The sequence below is a fragment of the Microbulbifer yueqingensis genome (assembly GCF_900100355.1).
Lineage (GTDB): Bacteria > Pseudomonadota > Gammaproteobacteria > Pseudomonadales > Cellvibrionaceae > Microbulbifer > Microbulbifer yueqingensis.
This window is the reverse complement of the sequence record NZ_FNFH01000001.1, coordinates 769,741-791,044: the sequence shown is the minus strand read 5'-3', so window position 1 is coordinate 791,044 and position 21,304 is coordinate 769,741. Positions and strand designations below refer to the sequence as shown.

General features: G+C 63.8%; 24 protein-coding genes. 17 read left to right on the top strand and 7 right to left on the bottom strand.

Annotation, left to right across the window (positions count from 1 at the left end; translation table 11 throughout):
- Positions 1-149 precede the first annotated feature (149 nt).
- Positions 150-1,343: a pyridoxal phosphate-dependent aminotransferase gene (locus BLT26_RS03475; RefSeq protein ID WP_091508311.1), complete on the top strand. Its 1,194-nt coding sequence runs from the start codon at positions 150-152 to the stop codon at positions 1,341-1,343.
- A 123-nt stretch (positions 1,344-1,466) separates the two neighbouring features.
- Positions 1,467-1,943 (top strand): Lrp/AsnC family transcriptional regulator, encoded by a 477-nt coding sequence (locus BLT26_RS03470; RefSeq protein WP_091508308.1) that lies wholly within the window; start codon positions 1,467-1,469, stop codon positions 1,941-1,943.
- A 12-nt stretch (positions 1,944-1,955) separates the two neighbouring features.
- Here the strand turns inward: BLT26_RS03470 and BLT26_RS03465 are convergent, their stop codons facing one another.
- Entirely contained in the window at positions 1,956-2,981 is a 1,026-nt protein-coding gene (locus BLT26_RS03465; RefSeq protein WP_091508304.1) for a HupE/UreJ family protein, read from the bottom strand.
- Positions 2,978-3,820 carry a peptidyl-prolyl cis-trans isomerase gene (locus tag BLT26_RS03460; protein WP_175453002.1) on the bottom strand — a complete coding sequence of 281 codons (843 nt, stop codon included), beginning with the start codon at positions 3,818-3,820 and terminating at the stop codon, positions 2,978-2,980. Before BLT26_RS03460 ends, BLT26_RS03465 begins: the two co-directional genes overlap by 4 nt.
- Before the next feature lie 175 nt (positions 3,821-3,995).
- Here BLT26_RS03460 and BLT26_RS03455 point away from each other — a divergent pair, with 175 nt between their 5' ends.
- Positions 3,996-4,427 carry a DUF4267 domain-containing protein gene (locus BLT26_RS03455; protein ID WP_091508297.1) on the top strand — a complete coding sequence of 144 codons (432 nt, stop codon included), beginning with the start codon at positions 3,996-3,998 and terminating at the stop codon, positions 4,425-4,427.
- Between the two features lie 109 nt (positions 4,428-4,536).
- On the opposite strand, the gene BLT26_RS03450 is transcribed toward BLT26_RS03455, so the two are convergent.
- The 5 genes from BLT26_RS03450 to BLT26_RS03430 form a co-directional block, all read right to left on the bottom strand.
- The gene (locus tag BLT26_RS03450) at positions 4,537-5,346 is read right to left on the bottom strand and encodes a sterol desaturase family protein (protein ID WP_091508294.1); all 810 of its coding nucleotides are present in this window, start codon (positions 5,344-5,346) and stop codon (positions 4,537-4,539) included.
- Positions 5,347-5,491: 145 nt separating this feature from the next.
- Positions 5,492-6,559, bottom strand: a complete 1,068-nt coding sequence (locus BLT26_RS03445; protein WP_091508291.1) for a helix-turn-helix transcriptional regulator — start codon at positions 6,557-6,559, stop codon at positions 5,492-5,494.
- 18 nt (positions 6,560-6,577) lie between these two features.
- Entirely contained in the window at positions 6,578-7,144 is a 567-nt protein-coding gene (locus BLT26_RS03440) for a lytic transglycosylase domain-containing protein (protein ID WP_091508287.1), read from the bottom strand.
- 111 nt (positions 7,145-7,255) lie between these two features.
- Positions 7,256-8,983, bottom strand: coding sequence for a proline--tRNA ligase (locus tag BLT26_RS03435; RefSeq protein ID WP_091508284.1), 1,728 nt, complete (start codon positions 8,981-8,983; stop codon positions 7,256-7,258).
- Positions 8,984-9,157: 174 nt separating this feature from the next.
- On the bottom strand, positions 9,158-9,592 hold the full coding sequence (locus BLT26_RS03430) for an HU family DNA-binding protein (protein WP_091508281.1): 435 nt from the start codon (positions 9,590-9,592) through the stop codon (positions 9,158-9,160).
- A gap of 258 nt (positions 9,593-9,850) precedes the next feature.
- Between BLT26_RS03430 and BLT26_RS03425 the strand changes: the two genes are divergently transcribed.
- The 14 genes from BLT26_RS03425 (at position 9,851) to queE (ending at position 21,280) form a co-directional block, all read left to right on the top strand.
- Positions 9,851-10,111 carry an FmdB family zinc ribbon protein gene (locus BLT26_RS03425; RefSeq protein ID WP_091508277.1) on the top strand — a complete coding sequence of 87 codons (261 nt, stop codon included), beginning with the start codon at positions 9,851-9,853 and terminating at the stop codon, positions 10,109-10,111.
- Positions 10,112-10,187: 76 nt separating this feature from the next.
- Positions 10,188-11,966 (top strand): aspartate--tRNA ligase, encoded by a 1,779-nt coding sequence (aspS, locus tag BLT26_RS03420; RefSeq protein ID WP_091508274.1) that lies wholly within the window; start codon positions 10,188-10,190, stop codon positions 11,964-11,966.
- 101 nt (positions 11,967-12,067) lie between these two features.
- Complete coding sequence (locus BLT26_RS03415) at positions 12,068-12,811, top strand: YebC/PmpR family DNA-binding transcriptional regulator (RefSeq protein WP_091508270.1); 744 nt, start codon at positions 12,068-12,070, stop codon at positions 12,809-12,811.
- A gap of 199 nt (positions 12,812-13,010) precedes the next feature.
- A complete protein-coding gene (gene ruvC, locus BLT26_RS03410) occupies positions 13,011-13,541 on the top strand; it encodes a crossover junction endodeoxyribonuclease RuvC (RefSeq protein ID WP_091508267.1) in 531 nt (176 codons plus the stop codon).
- A 60-nt stretch (positions 13,542-13,601) separates the two neighbouring features.
- Positions 13,602-14,213 (top strand): Holliday junction branch migration protein RuvA, encoded by a 612-nt coding sequence (gene ruvA, locus BLT26_RS03405; RefSeq protein ID WP_091508263.1) that lies wholly within the window; start codon positions 13,602-13,604, stop codon positions 14,211-14,213.
- 60 nt (positions 14,214-14,273) lie between these two features.
- Positions 14,274-15,296, top strand: coding sequence for a Holliday junction branch migration DNA helicase RuvB (gene ruvB / locus BLT26_RS03400; RefSeq protein ID WP_091508260.1), 1,023 nt, complete (start codon positions 14,274-14,276; stop codon positions 15,294-15,296).
- Positions 15,297-15,354: 58 nt separating this feature from the next.
- On the top strand, positions 15,355-15,759 hold the full coding sequence (gene ybgC / locus BLT26_RS03395) for a tol-pal system-associated acyl-CoA thioesterase (protein WP_091508256.1): 405 nt from the start codon (positions 15,355-15,357) through the stop codon (positions 15,757-15,759).
- Between the two features lie 3 nt (positions 15,760-15,762).
- Positions 15,763-16,452 carry a protein TolQ gene (tolQ, locus tag BLT26_RS03390; RefSeq protein WP_091508251.1) on the top strand — a complete coding sequence of 230 codons (690 nt, stop codon included), beginning with the start codon at positions 15,763-15,765 and terminating at the stop codon, positions 16,450-16,452.
- A gap of 18 nt (positions 16,453-16,470) precedes the next feature.
- Positions 16,471-16,902 (top strand): protein TolR, encoded by a 432-nt coding sequence (gene tolR, locus BLT26_RS03385; RefSeq protein WP_091508248.1) that lies wholly within the window; start codon positions 16,471-16,473, stop codon positions 16,900-16,902.
- A 20-nt stretch (positions 16,903-16,922) separates the two neighbouring features.
- Positions 16,923-17,705: a cell envelope integrity protein TolA gene (gene tolA, locus BLT26_RS03380; protein ID WP_091508245.1), complete on the top strand. Its 783-nt coding sequence runs from the start codon at positions 16,923-16,925 to the stop codon at positions 17,703-17,705.
- Entirely contained in the window at positions 17,702-18,997 is a 1,296-nt protein-coding gene (gene tolB / locus BLT26_RS03375) for a Tol-Pal system beta propeller repeat protein TolB (protein WP_091508242.1), read from the top strand. Before tolA ends, tolB begins: the two co-directional genes overlap by 4 nt.
- 123 nt (positions 18,998-19,120) lie before the next feature.
- Positions 19,121-19,600, top strand: a complete 480-nt coding sequence (locus BLT26_RS03370; protein ID WP_091508237.1) for an OmpA family protein — start codon at positions 19,121-19,123, stop codon at positions 19,598-19,600.
- 78 nt (positions 19,601-19,678) lie between these two features.
- Entirely contained in the window at positions 19,679-20,458 is a 780-nt protein-coding gene (gene ybgF, locus BLT26_RS03365; protein WP_091508234.1) for a tol-pal system protein YbgF, read from the top strand.
- A 162-nt stretch (positions 20,459-20,620) separates the two neighbouring features.
- On the top strand, positions 20,621-21,280 hold the full coding sequence (gene queE / locus BLT26_RS03360; RefSeq protein WP_091508230.1) for a 7-carboxy-7-deazaguanine synthase QueE: 660 nt from the start codon (positions 20,621-20,623) through the stop codon (positions 21,278-21,280).
- Positions 21,281-21,304: the final 24 nt, after the last annotated feature.

The following is a 21,304-nucleotide window of genomic DNA, read 5'->3' as shown; positions in this document are numbered from 1 at the left end:
GTGCCGCGCCGGCTGGGCGCGGGAGCCGAATTTTCTGCGGTAAAGGCGCTGAAATTGCCGCAGGAATGCGAAAACTGCCGCTGTAAATCGCCATCGATTACCCGCGCGGTTGTTAACTTAGTGTTATCGATAACAACCGGGAAGGAACGATGTACAAGCCCCACTTCAGCGCCGCCAGTGACCGCCTGAACCAGGCCGACGCCAATGTATGGGCCGTCAGCGACCGCGCCCACCAGCTGGCGGACAAGGGCGAGGACGTGATTTTCCTGTGTGTGGGCGATCCCAACTTCGACACTCCCGAGCCCATCCTGGACTATACCCGCGCGCGCCTGGGGGTGGGGCGTACCCACTATTCGCCGGATGCCGGTGAGCCGGTATTGCGCCGTGCCATCGCCACCATCGAGAGCAAGGTGTCCCCGCACCCGTGCAGCCCGGACGACGTGGTGGTATTTCCCGGCGGCACCAATGCGATCTATGCCGTGCTGGCGTGCCTGCTGAACCCGGGAGAAGAGATCCTGATTCCCGAGCCGATGTATATCGGCTATGTGCCCATCTGCAACGCGCTGGGCCTGGAAATGAAGAAGGTTGCCTGCCCGGCGGAGGACAATTTCGCCTTCGACGTGGAGGCGATCAAGGCGGCTATAGGCCCGGAGACCCGCGTGGTGATGATCAACACGCCGGTGAACCCCACCGGGGCGATGGCCACTCCCGAGCAGCTACGTGACCTTGCCGCCTACTGTCGCGAGCGCGATATCTGGCTGGTGAGCGACGAAATGTACTCGATGATCACCTTTGCCCGTCGCCACACTTCCCTGCGCACTGCCGCGGAGGAGCTGGATAACGTGGTGGTGATCGATGGCTTGAGCAAGTCCCACGCCATGAGCGGCTGGCGCCTGGGCTGGGCCGTGGCGCGCGGTGAGCTGACCGGGCGGCTGGCCCAGTTCGCCGGTGCGACCATCTTCGGCTGTCCGCAGTTTATCCAGGAGGCGGCCGCCTTCGCGCTGGAGTTCGATTCCTACTTTGTCAGCCAGATGCGCGAGGCCTACCAGCAGCGCCGCGACCTGATCGTCGAGCGCATTGCCCGGATTCCCGGGCTCAGCTGTGCCTCGCCGGAGGCGGGCATGTTCGTGATGGTGGACGTGTCCGGGGTGGCGGAATCCGGGCTGGCATTCGCCGAGTCGCTGCTGGATGCCGAGCATGTCTCGGTGCTGCCCGGCACGCCCTTCGGCCCCAGCGCGGTGAACCATGTGCGCCTGACCCTGGCGGCCGACGAGGCCGACCTGCGCCGGGCGCTGGACCGCATCGAGGCCTTTGTCACCCGCGGCAATCGCCAGGCGGGCTGACCGGTCCCCCCTCCGGGGCCCACCCGTGTCGCGAGCCGGGCGCTGGCCCGCCCGGCCCGCTGTTTCGGCCCGGCGCGAATGCCGGTATCCTTGGCCCCTCCGTGGTAGAAGATCAACAAAACCGTGAAAATCGATCGGCACAACCTGAAAATCCTGCAGGCGCTGCAGACCAATGCGCGCATCAGCAACCTGAACCTGAGCGAACAGATCGGCCTGTCCGAGAGCGCGTGCCTGGCCCGGGTCAAGCGCCTCACCAGCGAGCGCTATATCCGCGAGTTCCTGGCCGAGGTGAACCTGGACAAGGTCCGCCACGCCGAGTTCTACGTCAATGTGGCCCTCAAGCGCCAGGACGCGCGCACCAGCGAGAGCTTCCGCCGCGCCATCAACGATATCCCGCAGATAGTCTCCTGCGTGAAGATGTCAGGGGAGTTCGATTACATGCTGCGCTTCATCTGCCCGGATGCGGCGGACTTCAACCGGGTTTCCGAGCAGCTGCTCGCCAATGAGGATGCGGCCATCTCGCGCATGACCTCGCACCTGGTTATCGAGAAAACCAAGCCCTTCAAGGGCTACCCGCTGGAGCTGCTGTTCCAGGACTGATCCCGGTTTCCCCTACAGAAAAAGCGCCAGGCTGCGCTCGAGCAGCCACCAGGTCGCCAGTCCGCCAACCAGGTAGGCCAGCGGGGTGGCGACAGGGACCGCCGCTGCCGTACCGGTGCGCAGCTCCCGTGCACGTACCACCGGCAGCTGCCTTATCGCCAGCCACAGGCCGCACACGGCGCCGACAAAGGCCAGTTGGCCCGCCTCCACCCCGACGTTGAACAGCGCCAGCGCGAGCGGCACCGCGTGCTGGGGCAGGCCGATCTCGGCCAACGCGCCCGCAAACCCCAGCCCGTGCAGCAACCCGAACCCGAATGCCACCACCCACGGCCTGCGAACCGCCAGCGTCCTGCGCCCCCGCAGCCGGTATATCACCTCGGCGGCGACAAATACGATACTCAGCGCAATCACCGCCTCAACCGGCCCCTGGGGTACCGACACCAGCCCCAGCACCGCTGTCGCCAGCGTAATACTGTGGGCGAGCGTAAAAGCGGTGATGGTAGCCACCAGGGGTTTCCAGCCGTTGACCAGCAACAGCAGGGCGAGTACGAACAGCAGGTGGTCGATGCCGAGGAGGATGTGCTCCATCCCGAGCAGGAAATAGGTTCCGGCCACCTGGCCCGGGCCTGCCATTGCGTCAACGGTAAATTCCGTCCGGTCCGGCAGCAGGCGCAACACTTGCTGGCGGCCATCCTGCCACCGGATGTGCACCAGCGCGTCGGTCATGGTCCGTTCGAGGCCATCGATGGCGACGCGGGTACCTGCCAGTCCCTCCGGATGCTCCACGGTCCAGCTCTCGGTATAGAAACCGTGGGCAAAGCCGCCCCGGGAGGGCCGGGTGCGGCGGACGTCCTCGGCAAACTGCACGTCCAGGGACAGGCGCCGGTCGCCGCGGGCGGGCACGCGCCAGCTGACATCGAAAAGCTGCGGCGCGAGCTGGTCCATGGAGAGTAGTGCCGGGCGCACTTCATGCGCCGGTACCTTCAGTGAGAACAGGGTGGCCGTTGCGGCGACGAGAGCAATCAGCAGGAATCTCATTGGCTGGTGGCCTCCCTCCCCCGGGCGACAATCTCCACGCGGTAATTCCCGCGCAGGGTCTCGTACTGGGTTTGCAGGATTTTCTGCCGCTCGTCCGCCTGCCAGTCCCGCAGAACCGTGTCACGCACACTGGTAAAACCCGGTTCGTGGGCGGGCAGGCGGGCGCTGACCCGCACCAGGTGTTCGCCATAGGCTGACGTCACCGGTCCCGCCCACTGGCCGGGCTCCAGTTCCCGTAGCTGCAGGGCAAAACTACCGCCGAACTGCCGCGCAAGGTTTTCCTCGCTTGCTTCCTTATGACTGGGCTGTAACAGGCTCGTGTCGCCCAGCTCGCGGGGGTTGTCGCCGGCAGCGAGCCTGCCCAGGATCAGGCGCGCATCCTCGGCGACCTCGGCCCGTTGGTTGCTGTCCAGGTAGATTTGCTCGAACGTATACCGGGCCGGCACCATGTAGCGGTCAATATGCCGGCGGTAATAGGCCTGCAGTACTTCGTCACCCGGCTCGATGGCATCGGCCAGGTCACCGGCCAGCAGCTCCATCTTCATGCGCATCCGGCGGCGGACCACCGTATCGTCCTGGTCCAGGCCAAGGCGCACGGCCTCCCGGTAAAGGATTTCCTCACGGACATGCTCGTCAATCAGTTGCCGGAGTTCCGTCGCGTCCGGAGGCCTCTGCCAGCTGCGCTCGAAAATGGCCGCCAGGTGGTCGATACGGTCCCCGGTCACGGTGATATCGCCGCCATCCGCGCGCTTGTCCCGGTACAGGCTGCTGGCGCCAAAGAGCAGGCTGCCGATAATGGCGAAATGCAGGACCGGATCTCTTGTCCAGTGGCTTTTCATCCGCATACTCCGTCTCGCGCATGGTGAATTTAGGGGCGAACAGGTCTCAGGAAGATAGTACAAATATGTCGCGGGCAGGCAGCCGTACGCCGGGCTGGTAGACTGGAAACGGCTGCGGCAGGTTTTTGCCGGGCCAGCGCGCCGGGGGCGGGAAACAAGCAAGGGAGATGCCCGTATGAAACACAGCGTAACCGTCTATCTCACTCTGAACGTGGCGATTTTCGCAGCCATCGGCGTTATGGCGTTTCTCGACCCGGCGGGATTTGCCGGGGCTATCGATTTCGGGCTGCTGGCGCCTCCAGCCACGCCGGAACTCCTGGCCACCTTTGGCGGCCTGATGCTGGCGATCGCGCTCGCCATCTCCCTGCCGCTCGTGTTCCGGCGCTACCGGGCCCAGGGGTGCCTGCTGGTGGCCCTGGCCTACCTGGGTTTTGGTTGCGGCAGGTTGTGGGGGATGCTGGTGTACAGCGGCTTCGACTGGCGCAACGGGCTTTTCCTGGCCACTGAGGTAGTGCTGGTGGCCTGGGGGCTGGCCTGCTTCTGGCAGACGCGTCGCGATGCGAGTGGGGCGCCGGGGGTTCCCGGCGAGGGTGACAGCGCAGATTAAAAAAGCGCGGGCCCGGCCGGGCCCGCGCACAGGCTTGCGGTTTTCTGCCGATCAGCCGCAACAGGTGAGGGCGGGAAATAGAAACCTCCGCGCCCGGTATCTTCTCCGGTCAGGTCATGGCGCTGGCATCGCCCTGTTTCGCGCCGGCGACGGGTGTGCCAGCGCCTGCCGCACGACGGAACTCTTCCTTGTAGTTATTGAATTCGGTGCCCATCCAGCGATCCCACCAGGTGAAATAGAAGCCGTAATTACCCCGGAACTGCTGGTGGTGCAGGTCGTGGTGGGTGGTGGTGGTCATGAAATCCAGCGGGCCGTCGACCCATCCGCGCGGGTGGAATTCATAGCCGGCGTGGAGCATGGCATTGCGAAAGATCATCACGAACAGGAATACCAGCCAGACGAGCACGTGCAGTGGCAGCAGCATCATGATCAGCGGTGAGAAAAGGGCCATCAGTGCGGCTTCGCCGATGGAGAAGCTGTAGGCCGTCCAGGGCGTGGGGGTGCGCGACAGGTGGTGTACCCGGTGGAAATGCCGGAACAGCTTCGGGTGGTGCATGGCGCGGTGCGTCCAGTAGAAATACGCGTCATGGAGCAGGATCACCACCGGCAGGCTGGCCAGGTGCCACCAGAGAGGGTAGCTGTCCCAGCGGTGGTAGAGCTTTACCAGGCCCCAGTCCGCGAGGATCAGGGTGATGACGCCGGTGGTGGCGAATACGGCCAGCGTGAGCATCGAGAAACTGAGCTCCCGGCGGATATCCCTCCACCCGGCCCGGCGCTCCTGGATGCGGCGCGGCGCTGCCCAGCGCCGGAACAACCATCCCAGCAGCACGCCGGTGGATACCGTGGCCAGCAGGTAGCGAAACAGCCCCTGGCGAAAGTTCACTGTCCAGTCGGCGGCAAGCTCCCAGAAAAATTCCATGAGGACACCCTTTGTTCTTTTTCAATGCTGGGCTCGGGGAGCGGCCTGCAGCTGCTCCTGGTGACGTGACTGGAGTCTGGGCTAATTTTCCGGTGGGGGCTTCCGGAATCCGAAAAACCGCTGACGAATTCCGAAAACCGGGCGATTAAGCCGGGAGCCGCTCCCGTCGATACTCGGTAGGCGTCTGGTTGTGGCGGCGCTTGAAGGCAGCATTGAAGGGGCTCAGGGAGCGGTAGCCGATATCCAGGGCGATGGTGAGCACCGGCAGGTGGGCCTGTTGTGGGTCGGCCAGCCGAGCGCTGGCCTCGTCAATACGGTAGCGGTTCAGGAACTCGTTGAAATTGCGGTAGCCGAGATGCCGATTGATCAGCGAGCGCAGTACGTGTTCGCGCTCCCCGAGCTGCTCTGCCAGCTCGCGGATGGTGAGCCCGGTATGGCGGTAGCCCCCGGCCTGCATATGGGCCTCCAGCCGCTCTGCCAGTCGCTGCTGGCCCTCATCCATGGGGGCCGGCGCCGGGGATTCCAGATCCTCGGCGGGCATGGGCTCGTTTGCGCGCGGCAGTGACTCTGCCAGGGCGCCGGGGGCGGGGGCCAGCAGCCACAGGCAGGCGCCCAGTGACAGCAGGCTGGCCAGGAATGCGTGCAGCGCCGGTATACCGGTGGGCACAGGCTGGTAGGAAAACAGGAACTCGGCCATTACCACGACCAGCATATAACCGCCGATTGCGATCATCAGTGCAAGCCGCAGGTTGCGGCGTGCCTCCACCAGGTCTGACTGGTATTGCCGGAGCAGGGTAATCACGCCGGCCGCCAGCAGGCCGAGTTTGAGTGGCTGGGCCAGGAGGTAGGCGGTTGCATCGAGCTGCTGCCAGTTCTCCCGCCACACGTCGCTGATAGACAGGGTGTTGATAGCGATATCCAGTCCGATCAGCAGCCAGCCCCAGCGGGGAAATTCCTCGGTGTCGCAGCAGAGACTGTGGGCAAACAGCCAGAAAGCACCGGGGACCAGGAGTGAGGGCCAGACCGCCAGGAAATCCACCAGTGGCGTCACCGGGGGCAAAACGTGGCGCAGCAGGTAAAAGAAGACCCCGGTGATGACTACCAGCAGCCAGCGTCCGGCCGCCAGCCCGCGGTAGTGGCCGGCCAGCTTGGCGGCCGCGAGTAGCAGCAGGCTGCAGGCGGCACCGGTGAAGAAGACGAATGCGGTATTCACGATGGTATGTCCCCGGCCTCAGCGCCAGCGGTCGGCCCAGGCGTCCAGCACCTTGCTGCTGTAGGTATGGCGGCCGTAACTGCCGTTGTAGTATGCCAGCGCATTGGCCAGGTTGCCCCTCGCCTTGCCGATATAGTGCTTGAGGATGGTGCAGCCGTAGCGCAGGTTGGTGTCCATATCGATCAGGTTGTCCGCGGGACTGCCGATCTCGTTCTTCCAGAACGGCATTACCTGCATCATGCCCTGCGCACCCACGCGCGACACCGCATAGGGATCGAAGGCGCTTTCGATCTGTATCACCGCCAGCACGATCTCGGGGCTGAGCCCGGCCAGGGTGGCCTCACGGTGGACCGCCTTCAGCACCCGCATGCGCTCTTGCGGGTCCTTGATGTAGCGGGCCAGGGGCTGTGACTTGGCCATCAGCCACACTTCCGCATCGAAGCGGTCAGCAAAGCTGTCTGCCTGCCCGATCGCCTCACGCAGAGCGCGGCGCTCTTCCGGCGCCAGCTCGGGTATGCGCACCTGTGCCGAGGCGGCACTCGCGACGAGCAGCAGGAGCAGGGTCAGCAGGGTTGTTCTTATCATGGGAAAGGATTTTACGAGAAGGCGCGGGGAAAGGGCAGGGCTTATGTCCCGGGGCGGGGCCGCGACCCCGGGACAGGGCCGCGGCCCCGTGAGGGACCGCGGTTGTCGCCATCAATGCCCGAGCTTTTCCAGCAGCACCTCCAGCAGCTGGGACTCGGCGAAGTCCTGGCTCTCCGCATCGCGGCGGCCCTTGTATTCCACCACACCCCGCTCCAGGCCGCGGTCACCGACCACGATACGGTGCGGGATACCCAGCAGCTCCACGTCCGCAAGCATGGCGCCGAGGCGAGCCTTGGGCTCATCCATGAACAGCACATCGATGCCATGCTCGCGCAGCGCCTCGTAGAGGTGCTCGCACTTCTCACGCACCAGGTCACTCTTGTGCATGTTGATGGGTACGATGGCCAGCTGGAAGGGCGCGATGGATTCCGGCCAGATGATGCCGGCATCGTCGTGGTTCTGCTCGATGGCAGCGGCGACGATGCGCGATACGCCGATACCGTAGCAGCCCATGGACATGACCTGTTCCTTGCCGTTCTCGTCGAGCACCGTGGCGTTCATGGCGCGGCTGTACTTGTCGCCGAGCTGGAAAATGTGGCCCACCTCGATGCCGCGCTTGATTTCCAGGGTGCCTTTCCCGTCCGGGCTGGCATCACCGGCGACCACGTTGCGCAGATCCTCTACCCGTGCCAGGGGCAGGTCGCGCTCCCAGTTGACGCCGGTCAGGTGGTAGTCATCGCGATTGGCGCCGCAGGTGAAATCGGCCAGGTGGGCGGCGGCGCGATCCACCACCGTCTCGATTTCGAGGCCCACCGGTCCCAGGGAACCGATGCCGCAGCCCAGTTCGGAGGCGATGCGCTCCTCGGGGGCAAACTGCAGCGGGCTGGCGATGCCGGGCAGCTTTTCCGCCTTGAGCTCGTTCAGGTCATGGTCGCCGCGCAGCACCAGCGCCACCAGCGGGGCCTGTTCTCCCTCCGCGGCCTCACCCAGTACGATCAGGGTCTTCACCGAGTGGGCTGGGTCGCTGTCGAGGAAGTCGCTGACCTGCTCGATAGTCTTTTGCCCCGGCGTGTGGACTTCCTGCATCTCCGCGGTCGGCTGCGGGCGGTTAGCGGCGGGAGCCACTGCCTCGGCCAGTTCCACGTTGGCGGCGTAGCGGCTGCCTGAGGAGAATGCGATATCGTCCTCACCGCTGTCCGCCAGCACGTGGAACTCGTGGGAGCTGGAGCCGCCGATGGCGCCCGTGTCCGCCAGCACCGGCCGGTAGTCCAGGCCGATACGGTCGAAGATGCGGCAGTAGGCGCCGTGCATGATGTCGTAGGTTTCCTGCAGGGAGTCTGCGCCCAGGTGGAAGGAGTAGGCGTCCTTCATGGTGAACTCGCGCGCGCGCATCACGCCGAAGCGCGGGCGGATCTCATCGCGGAACTTGGTCTGCACCTGGTAGAAGTTCGCCGGCAGCTGCTTGTAGCTGTTGATCTCGTTGCGGATCAGGTCCGTGATCACCTCTTCGTGAGTCGGGCCCAGGCAGAACGCGTTCTGGTGACGGTCCTCGATGCGCAGCAGTTCCGGGCCGTACTGCTGCCAGCGACCGGACTCCTCCCACAGCTCGGCCGGCTGCACCACCGGCATCAGTACCTCCAGGGCGCCGGCCCGGTCCATTTCCTCGCGCACGATGCGCTCGACTTTGCGCAGCACGCGCAGGCCGGTGGGCAGCCAGGTGTAGAGTCCGGAGGACAGGCGGCGGATCATGCCCGCGCGGAGCATCAGCTGGTGGCTGATGACCACGGCGTCATTCGGGGTTTCTTTCTGGGTGGCGATCAGGTAGCGGGATGCGCGCATAGCTGGGGTCTTGTCCGGTTGGTGTTACTTATACAGATGGCCGGGTATTTTACGCCCGGGCGGGGCGGGGATGGTAGGGCCCTGCACCCCCGGAGGTAACCGGTTGCAGTTCCGGCGGGCCTGAAAACAGAAAACCCCGCCGGGGCGGGGTCGGGCGTCCGGGAAGGCTGTCGCTTAATTCTCGGCCATTTCCTTCAGCTTCTTCAGCGGGCGTACCTTTACCTGGATGCTGGCAGGCTTGGCCTTGAATACGGTCTCCTCACCGGTGAAGGGGTTGATACCCTTGCGGGCCTTCTTGGCCGGCTTCTTCACGGTGGTGATCTTCATCAGGCCCGGCAGGGTGAACTCGCCCACTGCACGCTTCTTGATGTGGCTCTCGATCACGTCGGACAGCTCGTCCATGACAGACTGGACCTGCTTGCGGGTCAGGTCGGTGTTTTCGGCGATCTGGTTCAGGATCTGGGTCTTGGTGTACTTTTCCTTGACCGCGGTCACCTTCTTGGCCTTGGGTGCGGCCTTCTTGGCCGGAGCCTTCTTAGCCGAGGTCTTCTTCGCTGCGGTCTTCTTAGCGGGTGCTTTCTTGGCTGTGGCTTTCTTGCGTGCGGCCATGGCTAGCTTCCTTTTGTGTTGTGTTTTTCCGATAAAAATGTGTTCGTACAGCGCGGTACTGGGACGAAGTATATATAGTTTTTTTTCACGCGCACGGGGTTATGCGGGAAAAATAGTGCTTTTTTCACGATTTTGCGCTTACAGACTGCCGCTCCATGCTCCCGGGGCGCAAACTGCACCCCTGGGCGGGGCCCCGCTTCTTCCTCCGCAGGGCCTCATGTATAATCTGCGCCCCTTAATGTATCGGGTACTGAATCCATGCCGATCTATGAATATCAGTGCAGTGCCTGCGGTCACCAGATGGAGGCCCTGCAGCGTATCAGTGACGCGCCCCTGACCGACTGCCCCGAGTGCAAGGAGGCCGGATTGCGCAAGAAGATCTCGGCCGCCGGCTTCCGCCTCAAGGGCGGCGGTTGGTACGAGACCGACTTCAAGACGGGAAGCAAGAAAAACCTGGCCGGGGACGCGGCCAAACCCAAGGCGGACAAGCCCGCCGGGGACAAGGCCAAGGCCAGCTGACAGCGGTTGCGGCCAGACCCAACCGGGGCGGCGGCTGCCGCCCTGCCAACCACCATCGACAACGGGAATTGTATTCATGCGCAGCGACTACTGTGGCGCCCTTCGTTCTGCGGATATCGACCGCGAAGTTACCCTGTGCGGCTGGGTTGACCGGCGCCGGGATCACGGTGGAGTGATCTTCATCGACCTGCGCGACCGCGACGGGATCGCCCAGGTGGTGTTCGACCCGGATGCGGCCGAGCACTTCGAGCTGGCCGACCGGGTGCGCAGTGAATACGTCCTCAAAGTGACCGGCCGCGTGCGCGCCCGGGCGCCGGAAGCGGTCAACCCGAACATGGTGACCGGGGAGGTCGAGGTCTACGGTACCGCGCTGGAAATCCTCAATACCGCCGAGACAGTGCCATTCCAGCTGGACGAGCACACCGCGGTGGGTGAGGACGTGCGCCTCAAATACCGCTACCTGGACCTGCGTCGCCGGGAGATGCAGCACAACCTGCGTTTCCGCTCGAAGCTGACCACGGCCATCCGCAACTACCTGGACGGCGAGGGATTCCTCGATATCGAGACCCCGATCCTGACCCGGGCCACCCCGGAGGGTGCGCGCGACTACCTGGTGCCAAGCCGTACCCACGAGGGTAAGTTCTTTGCCCTGCCGCAGTCGCCGCAGCTGTTCAAGCAGCTGCTGATGGTTTCCGGCTTCGACCGTTACTACCAGATCGCCAAGTGCTTCCGCGATGAGGACCTGCGGGCGGATCGCCAGCCGGAGTTCACCCAGATCGATATCGAGACTGCGTTTCTCGGTGAGGACGACATCATGTCCATCACCGAGGGCCTGGTGCGGGGCGTCTTCAGCGAGCTGATGGGCGTGGAGCTCGGCGATTTCCCGCGCATGAGCTACTACGAGGCCATGCTGCGCTTCGGCTCGGACAAGCCGGACCTGCGTATCCCGCTGGAGCTGGTGGAGATCAAGGACCTGATGACCGAGGTTGAGTTCAAGGTCTTCTCCGGGCCGGCCAACGATCCCCGGGGTCGCGTGGCTGCGCTGAAGGTGCCGGGCGGCAATGACAAGCTGACCCGCAAGCAGATCGACGACTACGGCAAGTTCGTCGGCATCTACGGTGCCAAGGGGCTGGCCTATATCAAGGTCAACGACAAGTCCGACCTGGAGAGCGGCCTGCAGTCGCCGATTGTGAAGTTCCTGCCCGTCGAGACCCGCGCGGCCATCCTGGAGCGCATGGAGGCCGAGAACGGCGACCTCATTTTCTTCGGTGCCGACAAGGCAAAGATCGTATCCGAGGCCCTCGGGGCCCTGCGCTGCAAGCTGGGCGAGGACCTGAACCTGTACACCGCCGAGTGGGCGCCTTTGTGGGTGGTGGATTTCCCCATGTTCGAGGAAGAGGACGACGGCAGCCTGACCTCGCTGCACCACCCCTTTACCGCGCCTTCCTGTGCCCCGGAAGAGCTGGAGAAAAACCCGCTCGAGGCGCTTTCCCGGGCCTACGACATGGTCCTGAACGGCACCGAGCTGGGCGGCGGCTCCCTGCGTATCCACGACCAGGCGATGCAGCAGGCGGTATTCCGCACCCTCGGCATCGACGAGCGCGAGCAGCGCGAGAAGTTCGGGTTCCTGCTGGATGCGCTGAAATACGGCGCGCCGCCCCATGGCGGCCTGGCTTTTGGCCTCGACCGGCTGGTAATGCTGATGACCGGCAGTGAGTCGATTCGGGACGTTATCGCTTTCCCGAAGACCCAGAGTGCGGCCTGTGTCATGACCGACGCCCCGGGCACCGTGGATACGCGGCAGCTGCGCGAACTGAACATCCGCCTGCGCCAGAAGGAAGAGCAGGTCAGTTAAGTAAGAGAGTAAAAAGTGGGAGCCCGTCCCGCAGCTGGTTTCTGCGGGCACCCCTGTATCCGCTTGCAGGCAGGGCCCCACCCAGATACCGGAGATTACAGATGGCAGGACATAGTAAGTGGGCCAATATCAAGCACCGCAAGGCGGCCCAGGATGCCAAGCGCGGCAAGGTTTTTACCAAGATCATCCGCGAACTGACGGTGGCCGCGAAGGCCGGTCCCAACCCTGACGACAACCCGACCCTGCGCACTGCTATCGATAAGGCGCTGGGCGCCAACATGAAAAAGGACACCATCGACAAGGCCGTTGCGCGCGGCGCCGGCAATGCCGAGGGTGATAACTACGAGGCCGTAACCTACGAGGGGTACGGCGTCGGCGGTGTCGCAATCCTGGTGGAGTGCCTGACCGACAACCGCAACCGCACCGTGGCCGAGGTGCGCCACGCGTTCACCAAGCGCGGCGGCAACCTGGGCACCGACGGCTCGGTGGCCTACCTCTTTGCCCGCAAGGGCCAGATGTACTACGAGCCCGGCGTGGACGAGGACGCCCTGATGGAGGCCGCCCTGGAGGCGGGTGCCGAGGATATCGAGACCAACGATGACGGCAGCATCGAGCTCACCACCGAGTTCCAGGATTACATGCCGGTAAAGGACGCGCTGACCGAGGCGGGTTTCAAACCCGATGGCGCCGAGATCGCCATGATCCCCTCCACCACCATTCCACTGGATCGCGAGGGGGCGGAGAAGGTACTGGCACTGGTGGATATGCTGGAGGACCTGGACGACGTGCAAAATGTCTATACCAATGCCGATATTCCGGAGGACGTGATGGCGGAACTGGGCTGATTCGGCCGCCGCTGTCCACGCCGCCTGCCCCTCAGCGGGGCGGGCAGGGGAGCAGGCTGCTCCCCTTCGCTCCATCTATCTATCTGTTGCCCCTTCCACTTGACGCTTTCCCTTGTCGCGTTCCCTTGACGCCTTCCTCCCGCCTTGGGACACTTCCAATCTTTCACCATTACTATATAAACATACAGGAAGTTGCCCCTTGACCCGGATCCTGGGTATCGACCCCGGCTCGCGCAAGACCGGATATGGCCTGATTGACGTCGAGCGCGGCAGGGCCCGCTATGTGGCGAGCGGTGTTATCCGCCTGCCGGATGCGGAATTGCCAGAACGCCTCAAGCTTATCTTCGACGCCGTGAGCCAGATCGCCGGGCAGTACTGTCCGGCAGAGATGGCGATCGAGAATGTATTCATGGCCAAGAGTGCCGGCTCGGCGCTCAAGCTTGGACAGGCCCGCGGCGCTGCAATCGTGGCCGCGACCCACGCCGACCTGCCGGTGGCGGAATACGAGGCGCGCAAGGTCAAGCAGGCGATCGTCGGCAGCGGTGCGGCGGACAAGCTACAGGTGCAGCATATGGTCAAGACCCTGCTGTCCCTGCCGGCGGCTCCGCAGGAGGACGCTGCCGATGCCCTGGCCGTGGCCCTGTGCCACATGCATACCATGCAGACCCTGGCCCAGGCCGCCGGGGGCGCGCGCGGGCGTTTTCGTCGCGGGCGCCTGACGATTACCTGACTGTTCCCCTAACCAGGTGCCCTGCAGGGGTGCCGGGCCCAGAGAGAGAAGTGCATAACAATGATCGGAAGACTGAGCGGCAGCCTCGCCGCAGTGCAGCCCCCGAACCTGCTGGTGGATGTACAGGGGGTGGGATATGAGGTGCTTGCACCCATGACCACAATTTTCGAGCTGCCGGCCCTGGGGCAGCCGGTGGTGCTGCATACCCACCTGGCGGTCTCCGAAACCGCGCAGCAGCTGTACGGGTTTATCCGCGAGGCCGACAGGGCGCTGTTCCGGACCCTGATCAAGGTCAACGGCGTGGGGCCGAAGATGGCGCTCGCCATCCTGTCCGGGCTCGACGGTGCGGCGCTGGCCAGGTGTGTTTCGGAAGACAATGTGGCGGCCCTGGTGAAGGTCCCCGGGGTGGGCAAGAAGACCGCCGAGCGGCTGATCATCGAGCTGCGGGACAAGCTCGCGCCCCAGTTCGGTGACAGTAACGACATTCCGCTGATGGCCGCGTCCGCTGAGCCGAAGGTCGACCACGCGGGGGAGGCCGAGAGTGCCCTGGCGGCGCTGGGCTACAAGCCCACCGAGGCCACCAAGATGGTGGCGCGGGCGGCGAAGGAGCAGCCCGAAGCGGACAGCGCCACACTTATCCGCCTGGCGCTGAAGAGTATGGCACCGGCCTGACCGGCCACTGCGGGCGCTGTTTAGGAGCGGTCCCTGGCCGCGAAACCCTGTGAGTGAATTATGATTGAAGCCGACCGACTCATCGCGCCGGAACCCATTGGGCCCTCCGGCCAGGAAGAGCAGTACGACCGCGCCGTGCGCCCGAAGAGCCTCGCCGACTATGTCGGCCAGCCGGTGGTGCGCGAGCAGATGGAGATCTTTATCCAGGCGGCGAAGCTGCGGGGCGAGGCGCTCGACCATACGCTGGTGTTTGGCCCGCCGGGACTCGGCAAGACCACGCTGGCCAATATCATCGCCGCCGAGATGGGCGTGGCCATCAAGACCACCTCGGGACCGGTGCTGGAGAAGGCCGGCGACCTGGCGGCGCTGATGACCAACCTGGAGCCGGGGGATGTCCTGTTTATCGACGAGATCCACCGGCTCAGTCCCCATGTGGAAGAGGTGCTGTACCCGGCCATGGAGGACTACCAGCTCGATATCATGATCGGCGAGGGGCCGGCGGCCCGCTCGATCAAGCTCGACCTGCCGCCGTTTACCCTGGTGGGTGCTACCACCCGTGCCGGCCTGCTGACGTCGCCGTTGCGCGACCGCTTTGGCATAGTGCAGCGCCTGGAGTTCTACAGCGTTGAGGACCTCACCAGCATCGTGCGGCGCTCGGCTGGCCTGATGGGCGTGGAAATGGATGAGGGCGGTGCCCTGGAGGTGGCCCGCCGCGCCCGCGGCACCCCGCGGATCGCCAACCGGCTGCTGCGGCGGGTGCGGGATTTCGCCGAGGTAAAGGGCGACGGCAGTGTGGATGCCTCCATTGCCGACCGGGCCTTGAACATGCTCAATGTGGATGCGCGGGGTTTCGACCAGCTGGACCGGCGTATGTTGCTGACCATGATGGAGAAGTTTGACGGCGGCCCGGTGGGGGTGGACAGCCTTGCCGCCGCAGTCAGCGAGGAGCGTGATACCATCGAGGACGTGCTGGAGCCGTACCTGATCCAGCAGGGCTATATTTCCCGCACACCGCGTGGGCGCGTGGTCACCGCCCTGGCTTACGAGCATTTCAGCATCCCGCGGCCTGATCGCGCCGACTGACCTGGAGGCCTGTGCGGACGGCCCCTGGCCGGATCCCGGATGACAATAAGGAGCCCGAGTGGCAGAAGTGTTCAGTATCCCCGTGCGCGTCTATATCGAGGACACCGATGCGGGCGGGATCGTGTATTACGTGAATTACCTCAAGTATATGGAGCGCGCGCGCACAGAATTCATGCGCTCGCTCGGTTATGATAAGCCGGCCATGCCCCAGCAGGGCCTGCTGCTGGTGGTGCATTCGGCGGAAATCCAGTACCGGCGCTCGGCCCTGCTGGACGACGCGTTGCGAGCCACGGCGGCGATTGGCAAACTTGGGCGCGCGGCAGTGACCTTTGAGCAAAAAATCTGGCGCGACGATGAAATTATCTGCGAGGGCGTGGTCAAAGTCGCCTGCGTTGCGGACGACAGCCGCAGGCCGTGCGCGCTTCCCGAATCCATTTATACAGCATTGAAGGCAGTGAACTAAGACATGAACGCCGGTGAACAACTTTCCCTGTGGGGGCTGATACAGAACGCCAGTCTGCTGGTGCAGTTGGTGATGTTGCTACTGCTGCTGGCCTCGGTGATCTCCTGGGTGATGATCATTCAGCGCGGCCTCTACCTGACCCGCGCGAAGAAGGCGCTTTCCAACTTTGAGCGCCGCTTCTGGTCAGGGGCCGACCTGAACCAGCTGTTCCGCGAGGGCAACGCACGGGCCGAGAAGGGCAAGGTTGACGGCGTCGAGTCCCTGTTCCGTGCCGGCTTCACCGAGTTCACCCGCCTGCGCCAGCAGGGTCGCAGCAGTCCCGAGGCAGTGATGGAGGGCACCGAGCGCGCCATGCGTGTGGCCATGTCCCGCGAGCAGGAGAAGGTGGAGATGAACCTGCCGTTCCTTGCCTCGGTGGGCTCGGTGAGCCCCTATATCGGCCTGTTCGGTACGGTATGGGGCATCATGAACTCCTTCCGCAGCCTGGCCACCATGCACCAAGCCACCATCGCCACGGTGGCGCCGGGCATCAGTGAGGCCCTGATTGCTACCGCCATGGGACTGTTTGCCGCGATCCCGGCGGTGATGGCCTACAACCGCTATAGCGCCAAGGCCGAGTGGCTGCTGTCCAGCTATGAGACCTTCGCCGAGGAATTCTCCTCGATCCTGCACCGCAAAGTGCACTCCAGCTAACGCGACCGGACGACTGTCATGAGTGTTTTTCGCAAGGCCGGCAAGCGCAAACTGGTGTCCGAGATCAACGTGGTGCCCTACATCGACGTGATGCTGGTGCTGCTGATCGTGTTCATGGTCACCGCCCCGCTGCTGATGCAGGGGGTCAAGGTGGACCTGCCGGATGCGCCCTCGGCCCCGATCGAGGATACCGACGACGAGCCCCTGATTGTCTCCGTCCGCGCGGACGGCACCTACTACCTGAACCTCGGCGATGACGAGAAAGTGGCCAAGCCGATGGACGAGATCAGGGAAACTGTTGCCAAGGTTTTGCGTCAAAAACCCAAGACACCGGTGCTGGTGTGGGGTGATACCGACGCCAAATACGGCCTGATTGTCGGTGCCATGACCCAGTTGCAGGCCGCCGGGGCGCCCAGCGTGGGGCTGGTCACCGAGCCGCCGTCAGAATAAAGGGTGCCTGAGCGAGCATTATGAACAACGCCAGCTCCTATATTCTGCCCGTTGTCGCCAGCCTGGCGTTCCACGGACTGCTGATCGCCGTGCTCACCCTGGGGTGGGAAGCCAGCAATGAACCCCAGAAGCGGCAGATGCCCAAGTTCGTGCAGGCCAAGCTGGTCACCGTCGATGCCACGGTGAAGAAAAGATCAGCGCCACCCAAGGTGGATATGCGCGAGAAGCGCCGCCAGCAGGAGCTGCAGCGCCAGCGCGAGGCCAAGGCCGAGCGCGAACGCCGCGCCGCCCTCGAGCGCAAGAAAAAGCAGGAGGCTGAAAAGAAACGCAAGGCCGAGGCGGAGCGCAAGCGCAAGGCTGCCGAGGAAAAGGCCCGCAAGGAAAAGGAACGCAAGGAGCGCGAGCGCAAGGAGCAGCTCGAGCAGGAACGCCAGAGTGCCTTTGAGGAGGCGCTGGAAGAGGAAGAGGAATTGCTGGATGCGCGCGAGGACGCGCAGGCGGTGATGTCGGTGGCACAGGCGATCCAGCAGCGGATCGAGTCCGTCTGGAGCCGGCCGCCCAGCGCGCGCAACGGCATGTTGACGGTGGTCAAGATCAATTTCGTACCCACCGGCCGCGTCGTCGCGGCAAATATCGTAGAAGGAAGTGGTAACGCCGCACTGGACCGCTCGGTGCTCACCGCCATCCGGCGGGTGGAGACCTTCCCGGAGGTTGCCGAACTGGCACGGGAGGAGCCGGCGGTATTCGAGCGCGAAGTGCGAACAACCCTGTTGAATTTCCGAGTCGAAGATCTGCGCCAATGATAAAGAACCTGTTGAAACTCGTTTCCCTGGTCGCCGTCGCCATGCTCAGCCTGGAGGCGCGTGCACAGCTGGTGGTGGATATCACCAGCGGCATTGACGATCCCACGCCCATCGCGGTGGCGCCGTTCAGCTGGAGCGGGACAGGGGTGCTGTCGGAAGACGTTTCCGACATCATCTCCGCCGACCTGCGCCGCAGCGGCCTGTTCGCGCCGGTGCCCAAGGAGGACATGCTGTCATTCCCCAAGGCCCCGGATGAGGTGATTTTCAGGGATTGGCGAATCCTGGGAACTGAATACGTCGTTACCGGTCGTATAGAGCCCCAGGCCAGCGGTTACCTGCTGACCTTCGACCTGGTGAACATTTTTGGCCAGCAGACCATGTTCACCAAGCAGGTCAGCGGTGGCAGCCGCCAGCTGCGGGATATTGCCCACCGCGCGGCAGACGAGATCTACGAGGCGATTACCGGGATTCGGGGCGCCTTCTCCACAGAGATGATCTACGTGCAGGAAGAGCAGCGCGGGGGCCGGCCCAGCTATTCGCTGGTCAGGTCGGATATCGACGGGGCGCGCCCTAAAGTGATTCGTCGCTTCAGCGCACCGGTGATGTCGCCGAGCTGGTCACCGGATGGACAGGACGTGGCTTATGTTTCGTTCGAGACGGGGCGGCCGGCGATTTTCCGTGAGAACCTGCGCACCGGGGCACGCCAGCAGTTGACCAATTTCAAGGGAATCAACAGCTCGCCGACCTGGTCGCCGGACGGGACAAAGATGGCAATGGTGCTGTCCAAGGACGGCAACCCGGAGATCTATGTGCTGGATCTGCGCACTGGCAAGTTCACGCGCATGACCCGCCACTTCTCCATCGACACCGAGCCGAACTGGATGCCGGACGGTAAATCACTGGTTTTCACCTCCGATAGGGGAGGTAAACCACAAATTTACCAATTGACTCTTGCCACCGGTCAAGTAGACCGCTTAACCTTCGATGGCGACTACAACGCGAGGCCGCGGGTTTCCCCTGACGGCAAGACGCTGGTGATGGTCCATCGGAGCAGGGGGGTGTTTACTATTGCCACGATGGATATCGTCTCCGGCAGGATGCGGGTCCTCACGGAAACGCGTCTGGACGAGTCCCCCAGCATTGCGCCCAATGGCGCCATGCTGATGTACGCCACCAAGCGTGGGGATAAAGGTATTCTGGCAGCGGTGTCGCTGGATGCCGGGGTGAAGTACAGGCTGCCCTCAAGGCAGGGCGATGTACGCGAACCGGCCTGGTCGCCCTATTTCGACTAATTGGGGGCTGCCCGACGCACTAGACGCACTATTTGTGACTGGTGTATCGGTCGCAGTTGTAAAAAATAGACAAAATCTGAACCTTGTTGGATTTCTCGATAACACTTAAAAGCGGAGTTGCTTATGTTTAAATCAGTAAAAACTGGTCTTGGCCTGGCGTGTGTACTGGCTGTAATGGCTGGTTGTTCCAGCACCGATACCGACGATACTGCCCAGCAGGAAATGGCCCAGCAGCCGGAGCCGGTAGTTGAAACCGCGCCGGAGCCCGAAACTGCCGTGCCGCTGGACAACGTTGTTTACTTCGACTTCGACCAGTCCCTGCTGAAGCCGGAAACCCGTGAGCTGCTGATCCAGCACGCTGACCGCCTGCGTGGCAGCGCCCAGGCTGTACGCCTGGAAGGCCACGCTGACGAGCTGGGTACCCGCGAGTACAACCTGGCCCTGGGTGAGCGTCGTGCCAACGCCGTTCGTGACTTCCTGGTGCTGCAGGGCGTAGACGCTGCCAGCCTGGAAGTGATCAGCTACGGTGAAGAGCGTCCGGCCCAGGCTGGCTCCAGCGAGAGCGCCCGCGCCATGAACCGTCGCGTAGTAATCGTTAAGTAATTGCCTGTAGCGATGAACTTATCGATTCGATTTTCTCTCAAGCCTGTGCTTGGGAGAGTCGCGCTAGCCGCAGCCGTTATGGCTGCGGCTTCGCCCGTTTTAGCGCAGGCGCCGATTGTCGAGTTGGGTAACAACAACGGCAACGCGGCGCCTGATTACGAGCAGGATACCACCTACGCAGACGCGCGAACCGCGCGCGCGCCGGTATCCGCTCGCCCCCGTGCCCAGGGCAATCCCCAGGCCGAGGCTTACTACCAGATGCAGGTGTTGCAGCAGGAAGTGGCCGAGCTGCGCGGTGCGGTGGAAGAGCTGCGCCACGAGGTCAAGCGACTCAAGCAGCAGCGGACCGAGGACTATATGGACCTCGACCGCAGGATTTCCCGCCTGTCCGGTGTGGCCCCGGCAGAGCAGCCGCCCGCGGGCAACGCGCAGGCTGAGCCTGAGGGCAACGGAGAGCCTGCAGCGGTTGGCGGCAGTGCCTCCGCCAGTGCGGATGAGCGTGACCGCTACCAGGCCAGTTTCGGCCTGGCCCGCGAGGGGAACTACGATGGCGCCAGCGCCAAGTTCAAGCAGCTGCTGGAAGACTACCCGAACGGCAAGTACGCCCCCAACGCCAACTACTGGCTGGGGGAAATAGCGCTGGTGCAGGGCGACCTCGAGGAAGCCCGCGAATGGTTCACCGCGCTGCTGGATGGATACCCGAACTCCTCCAAGGTGTGGGACGGCCGCTACAAGCTGGGAACCGTCTACCACCAGCTCGGCGATAACGACCGGGCCCGCGAGCTCCTGGAGCAGGTAGCGGCCAGTGATGCCCGCGCTGCCAGGCTGGCGAAGAAGTACCTGGAAGAGAACCTCTGAGGCGATAGTGGCGGGGGCTTCACCCCTTCCCACCGCTGGTTTTTTGACCACAAAAGCTCTATGATTCCGCGCCCGGACGGCTTGGCCGCCCGGGCGTTTTTGTTTATCAGCCGGCGGGCACATCCGCAGGATTCGATAACGCGGGCCTACTCACGAGTTAACATGACTGATTTGTCCAAAGAGTCACTTCGTATCAGCGAGATTTTCTACTCCCTCCAGGGAGAGGCGCGCGATTCCGGGCTGCCGAGCGTATTTGTTCGCCTCACCGGCTGTCCCCTGCGCTGTACCTACTGTGACTCCGAGTACGCCTTCTATGGCGGCGAGCGCATGGCTCTTGCAGCGATACTGGACAAGGTGGCGAGCTATCCGGCTCGCCATGTCTGCGTCACCGGCGGTGAGCCCCTGGCACAGCCCAATTGCCTGCCGTTGTTGGCCACGCTCTGTGATGCCGGCTACCAGGTGTCGCTGGAGACCAGCGGTGCCATGCCGGTTGAGGAAGTGGACCCGCGGGTATCGCGGGTGGTGGACCTGAAGACGCCGGCCTCCGGTGAGCAGCACCGCAACCGTATGGCCAATATGGATGCCCTGACCCGCCACGACCAGGTCAAGTTCGTGATCTGCGACCGCAAGGACTACGACTGGGCAAAGTTCACCCTGGACCAGTACCGGCTGCCGGAGCGTGTGGGCGAGGTGCTCTTCTCCCCGAGTTACGAGCAGCTTCCGGCCCGCCAGCTGGCGGAGTGGATCCTGGAGGATGGCCTGCCAGTGCGCATGCAGCTGCAGCTGCACAAGCTGCTCTGGGGCGATGTCCCCGGGGTCTGATCGGCATCTGCAGCGGGAATGCGA

What these genes read in the sequence shown, in the direction of transcription:
- BLT26_RS03415 (WP_091508270.1), top strand. Translation starts at nt 12,068, where the DNA reads ATGGCAGGACATAGTAAGTGGGCCAATATCAAGCACCGCAAGGCGGCC.
- BLT26_RS03455 (WP_091508297.1), top strand. Translation starts at nt 3,996, where the DNA reads ATGAAACACAGCGTAACCGTCTATCTCACTCTGAACGTGGCGATTTTC.
- BLT26_RS03430 (WP_091508281.1), bottom strand. Translation starts at nt 9,592, where the DNA reads ATGGCCGCACGCAAGAAAGCCACAGCCAAGAAAGCACCCGCTAAGAAG.
- BLT26_RS03425 (WP_091508277.1), top strand. Translation starts at nt 9,851, where the DNA reads ATGCCGATCTATGAATATCAGTGCAGTGCCTGCGGTCACCAGATGGAG.
- ruvA (WP_091508263.1), top strand. Translation starts at nt 13,602, where the DNA reads ATGATCGGAAGACTGAGCGGCAGCCTCGCCGCAGTGCAGCCCCCGAAC.
- queE (WP_091508230.1), top strand. Translation starts at nt 20,621, where the DNA reads ATGACTGATTTGTCCAAAGAGTCACTTCGTATCAGCGAGATTTTCTAC.
- tolA (WP_091508245.1), top strand. Translation starts at nt 16,923, where the DNA reads ATGAACAACGCCAGCTCCTATATTCTGCCCGTTGTCGCCAGCCTGGCG.
- BLT26_RS03465 (WP_091508304.1), bottom strand. Translation starts at nt 2,981, where the DNA reads ATGAGATTCCTGCTGATTGCTCTCGTCGCCGCAACGGCCACCCTGTTC.
- ruvB (WP_091508260.1), top strand. Translation starts at nt 14,274, where the DNA reads ATGATTGAAGCCGACCGACTCATCGCGCCGGAACCCATTGGGCCCTCC.
- BLT26_RS03435 (WP_091508284.1), bottom strand. Translation starts at nt 8,983, where the DNA reads ATGCGCGCATCCCGCTACCTGATCGCCACCCAGAAAGAAACCCCGAAT.
- BLT26_RS03475 (WP_091508311.1), top strand. Translation starts at nt 150, where the DNA reads ATGTACAAGCCCCACTTCAGCGCCGCCAGTGACCGCCTGAACCAGGCC.
- ybgF (WP_091508234.1), top strand. Translation starts at nt 19,679, where the DNA reads ATGGCTGCGGCTTCGCCCGTTTTAGCGCAGGCGCCGATTGTCGAGTTG.
- tolR (WP_091508248.1), top strand. Translation starts at nt 16,471, where the DNA reads ATGAGTGTTTTTCGCAAGGCCGGCAAGCGCAAACTGGTGTCCGAGATC.
- BLT26_RS03460 (WP_175453002.1), bottom strand. Translation starts at nt 3,820, where the DNA reads ATGAAAAGCCACTGGACAAGAGATCCGGTCCTGCATTTCGCCATTATC.
- BLT26_RS03450 (WP_091508294.1), bottom strand. Translation starts at nt 5,346, where the DNA reads ATGGAATTTTTCTGGGAGCTTGCCGCCGACTGGACAGTGAACTTTCGC.
- BLT26_RS03440 (WP_091508287.1), bottom strand. Translation starts at nt 7,144, where the DNA reads ATGATAAGAACAACCCTGCTGACCCTGCTCCTGCTGCTCGTCGCGAGT.
- tolQ (WP_091508251.1), top strand. Translation starts at nt 15,763, where the DNA reads ATGAACGCCGGTGAACAACTTTCCCTGTGGGGGCTGATACAGAACGCC.
- tolB (WP_091508242.1), top strand. Translation starts at nt 17,702, where the DNA reads ATGATAAAGAACCTGTTGAAACTCGTTTCCCTGGTCGCCGTCGCCATG.
- aspS (WP_091508274.1), top strand. Translation starts at nt 10,188, where the DNA reads ATGCGCAGCGACTACTGTGGCGCCCTTCGTTCTGCGGATATCGACCGC.
- BLT26_RS03370 (WP_091508237.1), top strand. Translation starts at nt 19,121, where the DNA reads ATGTTTAAATCAGTAAAAACTGGTCTTGGCCTGGCGTGTGTACTGGCT.